The organism is Pengzhenrongella sp. (assembly GCF_036565025.1).
In the GTDB taxonomy this organism is placed as follows: domain Bacteria; phylum Actinomycetota; class Actinomycetes; order Actinomycetales; family Cellulomonadaceae; genus Pengzhenrongella.
In genome coordinates this window covers 1-9706 of sequence record NZ_DATCNW010000162.1, presented here as the reverse complement: position 1 = coordinate 9706, position 9706 = coordinate 1, and the positions used below count along the sequence as shown (strand labels likewise).

The window sequence follows — 9706 nt, the reverse complement described above, 5'->3', positions numbered from 1 at the left end:
CTATAGGACGTCAACGCTCGGACGTTGCGGGTGGGGTGGGGCTTGTGCGGCCCCGTACAAATCTTCAGGCTTGTTATGGGTTGAACAAGGCTCTAGGTTGGTGCCATGTTCATCCTGACGATCGACCAGCAGGGCAGCCGCCGGGTGGGGGACCGCGTCGAGGAGCTGCTCGAGGTCTTCGCGGCGCTGCCCGCGGTGGCGCCCGGCGCGCCCGGGCTGGTCAGGCCCTTCGAGCGCACGGTGGGGGATGAGGTCCAGGCCGTGCTCGACGACGCCGAGCTCGTCGTCGACCTCGCCCTGACCGTGCTGCGGCGCGGCGGCTGGAGCGTCGGGATCGGCGCGGGTCCCGTCCACGAGCCGCTCCCGGAGACCTCCCGCGCGGGCTGGGGCGAGGCGTTCATCCTGGCGCGCAGCGCCGTCGAGCGGGCCAAGACCCGGACCCGTCCGGTGCCGCTCGCGGTGGACGGGGTCGATCCGGTCGCGGCCGCCGACGCCGAGGCCGTGCTCACCCTGGTCGCGGCCGTCGCGGAGCGGCGGACGGCGGCCGGCTGGGAGGTCATCGACGCGCTCCGGGTCGGGGGTGAGGGATCCAGGCAGGAAGATGTGGCGACCCGGCTGGGCATCAGCCAGCAGGCCGTCAGCCAGCGGTTGCGGACCGCGCTGTGGGCCGAGGAGCTCGCGGCACGCCCGCTCGCGGCGCGGCTGCTCGCGACAGCGGGCACCGAACGGAAGGTGGAGCAGTGAACGGATGGCTTGTGGGGCTCGTCGTCGTCGGGGCGTTGGCGCTGTCGGTCGGCGGCGGTTGGGTGCTGACCGGCGTGGTGCTCAAGCTCGCGTCGCGCTCGCCGGACGCGGGCGCGGCTGCGCAGAGTGCCGGCCCGATCGGTGCCGAGCCCCGTGCCGCGTTGCGCGGCGGCACCTGGATCGGCGTGCTCGAGCGGCTCGCGATCACGGTGGCGCTGCTCGCGGGCTACCCGGCGGCGATCGCGTTCGTGATCGCGATCAAGGGCCTCGGCCGGTACCCCGAGCTGCGCGAGCACCCGGCGGCGTCGGAGCGGTTCGTGATCGGGACGCTCGCCTCGATGGTGTGGGCCGCCGCCGTCGGGCTCGCCGGATGGCTCCTGCTCGGCGGTGCGATCATCAACGGCTGAGCCCGCGATAGAATCGACGCCGGTCTGGCCGGCGTCTCGCATGTGGACGACGGCCTGCGCACATTCTCAACTCGACAGGAAGCAGCGATCGTGGCTACCACCAACGACCTGAAGAACGGCACCGTCCTCAAGATCGACGGTCAGCTCTGGACCGTCATCGACTTCCAGCACGTCAAGCCCGGCAAGGGTGGCGCGTTCGTCCGCACCAAGCTCAAGAGCGTGCTGTCCGGCAAGGTCGTCGACAAGACGTTCAACTCGGGGCTGCGCATCGAGACGGCGAACGTCGACAAGCGGGACATGCAGTACCTGTACAAGGACGGCACCGACTTCATCTTCATGGACACCGGGACGTTCGACCAGCTCCTGGTCTCCGAGACCACGGTCGGCGACGCGACGCGCTTCCTGCTCGAGAACCAGACCGCGCTGGTCGCGACCCACGACGGTTCGCCGCTGTACGTCGAGCTGCCGCCGTCCGTGATCCTCGAGGTCACGTACACCGAGCCGGGCCTGCAGGGCGACCGTTCCACCGGTGGTACGAAGCCCGCGACGCTGGAGACCGGCTACGAGATCCAGGTCCCGCTGTTCATCGAGACCGGCACGAGGGTCAAGGTGGACACGCGCGACAGCGGCTACCTCGGCCGTGTGAACGACTAAGTGGGCGCCCGGACCAAGGCCCGCAAGAGGGCCCTGGATGTCCTCTTCGAAGCCGAGCAGCGCCAGCTGGACCCGGTGACCCTGCTCGCGCAGCGGATCACCGAGCCCGGCACCGAGGCGCCGTTGCCGCAGTACTCGGTCGAGATCGTCGAGGGCGTCGTCGCCGAGCAGGAGCGCATCGACGAGCTGCTCGCGACGCACGCGCACGGCTGGACGTTGGACCGGATGCCGGCCGTCGACCGCGGGCTGCTGCGGATCGGCACCTGGGAGGTCCTCTACAACGACGACGTGCCCGACGCCGTCGCGGTGGACGAGGCCGTCGAGCTCGCCCGGTCCCTGTCGACCGACGACTCGCCGAGCTTCGTCAACGGGCTGCTCGGACGGATCGTCGACCTCAAGCCGATGCTGCTCGCCTGATCGACCCCGGCGCAGGTCGGCCGTCGCGCCGGCCCTGCACCGGGAAGCCCGACCCGGACTCGTGGCCTGTCCCGAGCGCTGAGAGGGGTCCCGCGCCGGGCAACTCGACCGGACGCGGGGCCGACGCTGACGGTCGCCCGAGCAGGTAGCCCTGCACCTTGGGGACCCCGAGGGCGACCAGCGTCTCGAGCTGGTCGATCCGCTCGACGCCCTCCGCGACGATGTCGAGGCCGTACGCCTGCGCGAGCGCGACGATCGCCCGGACGACGGCGACGCCGCCGGGCCCGTCCAGGTCCCGCACGAACGCCTGGTCGATCTTCAGCACGTCGACCGGCAGAGTCGCGAGCCGCGCGAACGAGCTGTACCCCGTGCCGAAGTCGTCGATCGAGATCCGGGCGCCGAGCTCGCGCACCGCCATCAGGGACTCGATCACGTGCGCGAGATCCTCCAGCAGCGAGCTCTCGGTGATCTCGATGGTGAGCAGGTGCCAGTCGTCGTCGCCCCAGTCGAGGCGCAGGTGCTCCAGGAAGCGCGGGTCGGCCAGCTGGCGGGCCGCGACGTTCACGGCGACCGGCAGGCGTAGCCGCCGGGCCTCGGCACGTGCCGCGACGATCAGTCGCCGGCCGATGGGCACGATCTGGCCGGTTTCCTCGGCGAAGGCCACCCAGGACCCCGGCATTCGCAGGCCCCCCGCGTGCTCCCACCGCACGAGCGCCTCCACCCCGACGACGTCGAGCGAGACCGCTTCCACGATCGGCTGGTAGTGCAGGACGAACTCGTCGTCCGCCAGGGCGGCGTCGAGCTCGCGGCGCAGGTCCCGCTCGGAGTCCATCTGCGCCCGCAGGGTCTCGTCGAAGATGAGGACCCCGACGTGGCTGCGCTTGGCCGTGAACATCGCGGTGTCGGCCTCGCGCAGCAGCTTCTCTGGTTCGATGTCGTCCCCGGGCGCCCAGATCGCCACCCCGACGGACATCAGGGCCGCGACCGCGTCGGGCCCCTCGAGCTCCGGACCGGTGCGGACCCGCAGGGCGCGGGCGAGCAGCTCGTCGCGCGACCCGGCGTTCTCGACCACGAGCACGAACTCGTCGCCACCGAACCGGGCCACGAAGTCGTCCTTGCCCAGCAGCGAGCGCAGGCCGGTCGCGGTGCGCGTGAGCAGGAAGTCGCCCCAGGCGTGGCCGCGGGAGTCGTTCTGCTGCTTGAAGCCGTCGATGTCGCAGTAGAACACTGCGAGCCGGGCGCGACTCTCGGCGGCGCGAGCGAGCGCCGCCACGAGGTGCTGCTCGAGGGGTTTCCGGTTCGGCAGCCGGGTGAGCGGGTCGGTCAAGGCAGCGGCGAGCACCTCCTCGGCGAGGTGGTTCCGGTCCGTTGCGGCAGACACGATCGCGCCCAGGCGGACGAGGAAATCGCTTGTGATCGTGTCGAGCGCGGGGTCCGCGGCGTGGAAGGCCGTCGAGAACCGGCCATCGGGGCGCTGAGTGATCGCGCCGGTCAGCGTGTTGTCATCGAGCACCGCGCGGGCCGACCGTTCGGCGAGGGCCAGCAGAGCCGTTGGGTCCGTGGTGGTGACGCTCGCTCTGCCGGTCTCGTGCAGCGCGTCGCGGATCCGGTCCTCGTGCCGGATCTGCATCTCGGCGGCTCGAGATGTGCGCCCCGCCAGGCCCTGCCTGATCACGACGAGCGGCAGCGCCCAGACGCTGCGGAGCTGCTCGGAGACCTCGCTGCCCGCGAAGAGGTGGCCGGCGAGGAGCCCGACGATGCTCAGGGCCCAGGCGAGCCGCAGCGTGAACCGGTCCAGGCCGGCCGGCATCCGGCGCGTCGACGAGGTGACGTACCACGCGACCGGGGCCAGTGCCACGACGAAGGTGACGCCGACCAGCGGGCCGTACCGCGGCAGGGCGGCCTCGTCGGCGTGGGCGTACACGAGGTCCGTGGTCAGCCACAGGGCTGCACGGCAGGCGAAGAGCGCGGCTGCGGTCGCGAGGTACCAGCGGACCGGCCGGCCGCCCGTGGACGCCCGAAGCGCGGGCAGCGCGAGCAGCACCGACGCCGCGAGCAGCTGGGCGCGACCGAACCGGGCGACCTCGGTCGCGGGTCCGTCGGGAATCAGCGGAAGGATCCCGTTCAGGAAGAACAGGAGCGTCAACGCCACCGACCAGAGCAGCAGCCACAGCGCGACGCGGCGTGCCCGGTCCGCGCGCCACGTGTTCGCGTGCTGCACGCAGAGCGCGCCGACGAAACCGGCCGCGAGGCACTGCGCCGCGACCGCGAGGCCCCCCACGGATTCGTTCACGTTGTGCGATCGACTGACACGTACCGATCATCGAGGTCCGAACCGCGTGTGAGCGGGTCATCGGCCGTGATTCACCCGGCGACGTCGGGTCCGGCCGTGCCCTCGACGGGCCCCGGCCAACGACGCGGTAGGCTCCGGCCCCGACACACGTTCCTTTAAGACCCGTCCAGTGAGGCGGGGAAGGAGGTCGCCAGATGAGTTCTGGCCCCGTATTGCCCGCTGACCCGCAGACCGGTTCCACGGTCGTCCTCGGCGCTCCCGAGATCGCTCGGGCCCTCACCCGCATCGCGCACGAGATCCTCGAGCGCAACAAGGGCGGCGCCGGCGTCGTGCTCCTCGGCATCCCGACGCGCGGCCTGCCGCTCGCCCGGCGCCTGGCCCACCGGCTCGCCGCCGTCGAACCCGAGCTGGACGCGCTGGAGCTGGTCGGCAGCCTCGACGTCACGATGTACCGCGACGACCTGCGCCGGCACCCGACCCGCACGATCGGCGCGACGCAGCTGCCGTCGTCGGGCATCGACGGGCTGGTCGTGGTGCTCGTCGACGACGTGCTGTACTCCGGGCGGACGATCCGCGCCGCGCTCGACGCGCTCAGCGACCTCGGCCGGCCGCGCGCCGTGCAGCTCGCCGCGCTGGTGGACCGCGGGCACCGCGAGCTGCCGATCCGCGCCGACTACGTCGGCAAGAACCTGCCCACGTCCCAGTCCGAGCGGGTCCGCGTCCTGCTCGAGGAGACCGACGGCGAGGACGCCGTCCTGATCCAGAGCCCGTCGAACGAGGGGGACCACCGATGAGGCACCTGCTCTCCACCGCAGACCTGGACCGCGACACCGCGGTCCACATCCTCGACACCGCCGCCCAGATGGCCGCGACCCAGTCGCGCGAGATCAAGAAGCTGCCCACGCTGCGCGGTCGCACCGTGGTCAACCTGTTCTTCGAGGACTCCACGCGGACCCGGATCTCGTTCGAGACCGCCGCCAAGCGGCTCTCGGCGGACGTCATCAACTTCTCCGCCAAGGGCTCGAGCGTCTCCAAGGGCGAGTCGCTCAAGGACACCGCGCTCACGCTGCAGGCGATGGGCGCCGACGCCGTCGTCATCCGGCACCAGTCCTCAGGGGCGCCGCACACCCTGGCGCACGCCGGGTGGGTGGACGGCGCGGTCATCAACGCCGGCGACGGCACCCACCAGCACCCGACGCAGGCGCTGCTCGACGCGTACACGATCCGCCGCCACCTCGCGGGCGGCTCGGTGTCCGCCGACGTGACCGGCCGCGACCTCGCCGGGCTCAAGGTCGCGATCGTCGGGGACGTGCTGCACTCGCGCGTCGCGCGCTCGAACGTGCTGCTGCTGCGCACGCTCGGCGCGGACGTCACCCTGGTCGCGCCGCCGACGCTCGTCCCGGTCGGGGTCGAGGCGTGGCCGTGCCGCGTCTCGTACCACCTCGACGAGGTGATCAGGGACCAGCAGCCGGACGCGATCATGATGTTGCGGGTCCAGCGCGAGAGAATGAGCGCGAACGGCGCGGGGGGCGGTGCGTTCTTCCCGAACCCCCTGGAGTACACGCGCGGGTTCGGGCTCGATGCGCGTCGCCTCGCGCTGCTGCCCGACCACACGATCGTCATGCATCCCGGGCCGATGAACCGCGGGCTGGAGATCTCCGCGGACGCGGCCGACTCGGCGCGCGCGGTGATCGTCGAGCAGGTCGCGAACGGGGTCGCCGTCCGGATGGCGGTGCTGTACCTGCTGATGTCGGGCGACCCAGCAGGTGCGAGTCAGGTCCAGAGTCAGAGTCTTTCGAACCAGAGAGTGGGGATCGCGTGACCGGGCCTGTGAGGTATGTGCTGAGGGGGGTCGCGCCGCTGGGCGGGACGCCCACCGACCTGCTGCTCTCAGGCGGCGTGATCGCCGCGATCGGCGCCGACGCGGTCAACGAGGCCCTCGCCCCCGACGTGTCAGACCCAGCGCGCGCTCCAGGGCGCGCAACGGCTGACAACTCGGAGGTTGTCGAGCTCGACGGCAGCGGGCTCGTGGCGCTGCCCGGGCTGGTCGACCTGCACACGCACCTGCGTGAGCCGGGTCGCGAGGACGCCGAGACCATCGAGTCCGGGACCCGCGCGGCCGCGCTCGGCGGGTTCACCGCCGTGCACGCGATGGCCAACACGACGCCGGTCGCGGACACCGCGGGCGTCGTCGAGCAGGTCTGGCGCCTGGGCCGCGACGCGGGCTGGGTCGACGTGCACCCGGTCGGTGCCGTGAGCGTCGCCCTGGCCGGCGAGCACCTCGCCGAGCTCGGCGCGATGGCCGCCTCGGCCGCGCGTGTGCGGGTCTTCTCCGACGACGGGCACTGCGTCGCCGACCCCGTGCTGATGCGCCGCGCCCTGGAGTACGTCAAGGCGTTCGACGGCGTGATCGCGCAGCACGCCCAAGAGCCCCGGCTCACCGAGGGCGCCCAGATGCACGAGGGCGTCGTCTCGGCCGAGCTCGGCCTCGCCGGCTGGCCGGCCGTCGCCGAGGAGGCGATCATCGCGCGCGACGTGCTCCTCGCCGAGCACGTCGGCTCGCGCCTGCACGTGTGCCACCTGTCCACGGCCGGGTCGGTCGACCTGATCCGCTGGGCCAAGGCGCGCGGGATCGCGGTCACGGCCGAGGTCACCCCGCACCACCTGCTGCTCACCGACGAGCTCGCGCGCGGCTACGACCCGGTCTACAAGGTGAACCCGCCGCTGCGCACCGCGGCCGACGTCGAGGCGGTGCGCGCCGGTCTCGCCGACGGCACGATCGACATCGTCGCGACCGACCACGCGCCGCACACCCGCGAGGACAAGGACTGCGAGTGGGCCGCGGCCGCGCACGGGATGACCGGGCTGGAGACCGCGCTCAGCGTCGTGCAGCACACGATGGTCGACACCGGCCGCCTGACCTGGGCCGACGTCGCGCGGGTCATGTCCAGCGCCCCCGCGGCGATCGGGCGCTCGATCGACTCCGACCGCCCGCAGGGCCGGCCGATCGCCGTCGGCGAACCCGCCAACCTGACCCTGGTGGACCCGGCCGCACGCTGGACCGTCGTCCCGGAGCTGCAGGGCACCGCGAGCGTGAACTCCCCGTTCCGGGGCCGCGAGCTGCCCGGGCGCGTCGTCGCGACGTTCCTGCGCGGGCGCGCGACCGTGCTCGACGGGCACGCCGTGTCGCCCGAGTCCGAGGACGACGGCGGCGCCCGCCCGGCCGGCGGCGCCCGACCCGAGGCCACCGGCTCCCGCCTGCCCAGGCCCGCAACCGCGATGAGCGCCTCCTGATGCCCCCCGCGGTGACCGCGGCGATCCTCACCGTGCTCGTCCTGGGTGTGCTGGCCGCGATGTTCGTCGGCTGGCGGCACCGGGCGCAGCGCACCGGCCTCGCCGTGCCCGAGCTGCCGGCCGTGCCCGCCCGCGACGACGCCGCGCTCGGGGAACCGCGCACGGAGTCCCTCGCGGCCATCTACGTGTCCACCACGACGTCCGGCGACTGGCTCGACCGCATCGTCGCGCACGACCTCGGGGCCCGGTCGGGCGCCGTCGTGCGCGTGTTCGACGCCGGGATCCGCATCGAGCGGCACGGCGCGCGTGACCTGTTCATCCCGGCCGACGCGGTACGCGGCGTGGGGACCGCGCCGGGGATGGCGGGCAAGGTCGTGGGGGGCCATGGCCTCGTCGTGGTGACCTGGCAGGCGCCCGGGCCGGGTGCGGTGCTGCTCGACACCGGCCTGCGGCTGCGGCGCGGGGTAGACCGCACCCCGCTGACCGACGCGGTGGGCGCTTTCGTCCCCGCAGACCAGAACGGCGCCGACGAGCTCGGCGCATCGACGAAGGAGAGCACGTGAGCGCCCCGAACGATGCCGTGACCCACCCCCAGCAGCCGGCCGACGGCCCGGCCGTCCTCGTCCTGGAGGACGGGCGGACGTTCGCGGGCCGCGCCTACGGGGCCAGCGGTCGCACGGTCGGGGAGATCGTGTTCAACACCGGGATGACCGGGTACCAGGAGACGCTCACCGACCCCTCCTACCACCGCCAGATCGTCGTCATGACGGCGCCGCACATCGGCAACACGGGGATCAACGAGGACGACGCCGAGTCCGGCCGCGTGTGGGTCGCCGGCTTCGTGGTGCGCGACCCCGCTCGCCGGGTCTCCAACTGGCGCGCGACCGGCACCCTCGACGACGAGCTCGTCGAGGGCCAGATCGTGGGCATCTCCGGGATCGACACCCGGGCGCTGACCCGGCACCTGCGCGATCGCGGCGTGATGCGCGCGGGCATCTTCTCCGGCGACGAGCTGCTCCGCCCCGGCAGCGACGGCAGCCCGGTGCCGCGCCCGGTCGCCGAGCTGCTCGCCGTCGTCGCCGCCGCGCCCGCGATGGCCGGCGCCGACCTGGCCGGGGAGGTCTCGACCGACGTCGCCTACGTCGTGGAGCCGCTCGGGCCCGACGGCGCGCCGCTCGCCACCCCGGTGGCGACCGTGGCCGCGGTCGACCTCGGCATCAAGGCGATGACGCCGCGGCGCCTGGCCGAGCGGGGCATCCGGGTGCACGTGCTGCCCGCCGACACCTCGATCGCCGAGATCGAGGCGCTCGCGCCCGACGGCGTGTTCTTCTCCAACGGTCCCGGCGACCCCGGGGCCGCGACCCACGCGGTCGATCTGCTGCGCGAGGTCCTCGACCGGCGGATCCCGTTCTTCGGGATCTGCTACGGCAACCAGATCCTGGGCCGTGCGCTCGGCTACGGCACGTTCAAGCTCGCCTACGGGCACCGCGGCGTAAACCAGCCCGTGCTCGACCGCGCGACCGGCAAGGTCGAGATCACCGCGCACAACCACGGCTTCGCGGTCGACGCGCCGCTCACCGGGACGTCCATCGCCCCGCACGAGGCGGGGCGCTACGGGCGGGTCGAGGTCTCGCACGTCTGCCTGAACGACGACGTGGTCGAGGGCCTGAACGCGCTCGACCTGCCGGCGTTCTCCGTCCAGTACCACCCGGAGGCCGCCGCGGGCCCGCACGACGCCGCCTACCTCTTCGACCGCTTCCTCGACCTGATGACCGCGAAGGACCACGCCTGATGCCCCGCCGCCCCGACATCGCCAGCGTCCTCGTGATCGGCTCCGGCCCGATCGTGATCGGCCAGGCCGCCGAGTTCGACTACTCCGGGACCCAGGCGTGCCGGG

At 72.9% G+C, this 9706-nt stretch carries 10 protein-coding genes; 9 read left to right on the top strand and 1 reads right to left on the bottom strand.

Annotation, left to right across the window (positions count from 1 at the left end; all coding sequences use genetic code 11):
* The first annotated feature begins 105 nt into the window (after positions 1-105).
* The 4 genes from VIM26_RS09230 to nusB all read left to right on the top strand — a co-directional run bounded on the left by VIM26_RS09230 (position 106) and on the right by nusB (position 2222).
* On the top strand, positions 106-744 hold the full coding sequence (locus VIM26_RS09230; RefSeq protein ID WP_331950387.1) for a hypothetical protein: 639 nt from the start codon (positions 106-108) through the stop codon (positions 742-744).
* Positions 741-1151 carry a hypothetical protein gene (locus tag VIM26_RS09225; protein ID WP_331950385.1) on the top strand — a complete coding sequence of 137 codons (411 nt, stop codon included), beginning with the start codon at positions 741-743 and terminating at the stop codon, positions 1149-1151. The genes VIM26_RS09230 and VIM26_RS09225 overlap by 4 nt, the downstream gene beginning before the upstream one ends.
* Before the next feature lie 90 nt (positions 1152-1241).
* Positions 1242-1805, top strand: a complete 564-nt coding sequence (efp, locus tag VIM26_RS09220) for an elongation factor P (protein WP_331950383.1) — start codon at positions 1242-1244, stop codon at positions 1803-1805.
* Positions 1806-2222 carry a transcription antitermination factor NusB gene (gene nusB, locus VIM26_RS09215; protein ID WP_331950381.1) on the top strand — a complete coding sequence of 139 codons (417 nt, stop codon included), beginning with the start codon at positions 1806-1808 and terminating at the stop codon, positions 2220-2222.
* Here the strand turns inward: nusB and VIM26_RS09210 are convergent.
* Positions 2200-4515: a putative bifunctional diguanylate cyclase/phosphodiesterase gene (locus VIM26_RS09210; protein ID WP_331950379.1), complete on the bottom strand. Its 2316-nt coding sequence runs from the start codon at positions 4513-4515 to the stop codon at positions 2200-2202. The two genes, nusB and VIM26_RS09210, sit on opposite strands and share 23 nt — an antisense overlap.
* Before the next feature lie 194 nt (positions 4516-4709).
* Between VIM26_RS09210 and pyrR the strand changes: the two genes are divergently transcribed.
* The 5 genes from pyrR to carA are packed head-to-tail and all read left to right on the top strand — an operon-like array spanning position 4710 to position 9601.
* A complete protein-coding gene (gene pyrR, locus VIM26_RS09205) occupies positions 4710-5309 on the top strand; it encodes a bifunctional pyr operon transcriptional regulator/uracil phosphoribosyltransferase PyrR (protein WP_331950377.1) in 600 nt (199 codons plus the stop codon).
* Positions 5306-6337: an aspartate carbamoyltransferase catalytic subunit gene (locus VIM26_RS09200; protein WP_331950375.1), complete on the top strand. Its 1032-nt coding sequence runs from the start codon at positions 5306-5308 to the stop codon at positions 6335-6337. The genes pyrR and VIM26_RS09200 overlap by 4 nt, the downstream gene beginning before the upstream one ends.
* The gene (locus VIM26_RS09195) at positions 6334-7809 is read left to right on the top strand and encodes a dihydroorotase (protein ID WP_331950373.1); all 1476 of its coding nucleotides are present in this window, start codon (positions 6334-6336) and stop codon (positions 7807-7809) included. Before VIM26_RS09200 ends, VIM26_RS09195 begins: the two co-directional genes overlap by 4 nt.
* On the top strand, positions 7809-8372 hold the full coding sequence (locus VIM26_RS09190) for a hypothetical protein (RefSeq protein WP_331950371.1): 564 nt from the start codon (positions 7809-7811) through the stop codon (positions 8370-8372). The genes VIM26_RS09195 and VIM26_RS09190 overlap by 1 nt, the downstream gene beginning before the upstream one ends.
* The gene (gene carA, locus VIM26_RS09185; RefSeq protein ID WP_331950369.1) at positions 8369-9601 is read left to right on the top strand and encodes a glutamine-hydrolyzing carbamoyl-phosphate synthase small subunit; all 1233 of its coding nucleotides are present in this window, start codon (positions 8369-8371) and stop codon (positions 9599-9601) included. Before VIM26_RS09190 ends, carA begins: the two co-directional genes overlap by 4 nt.
* The last annotated feature ends 105 nt before the right edge of the window (positions 9602-9706 follow it).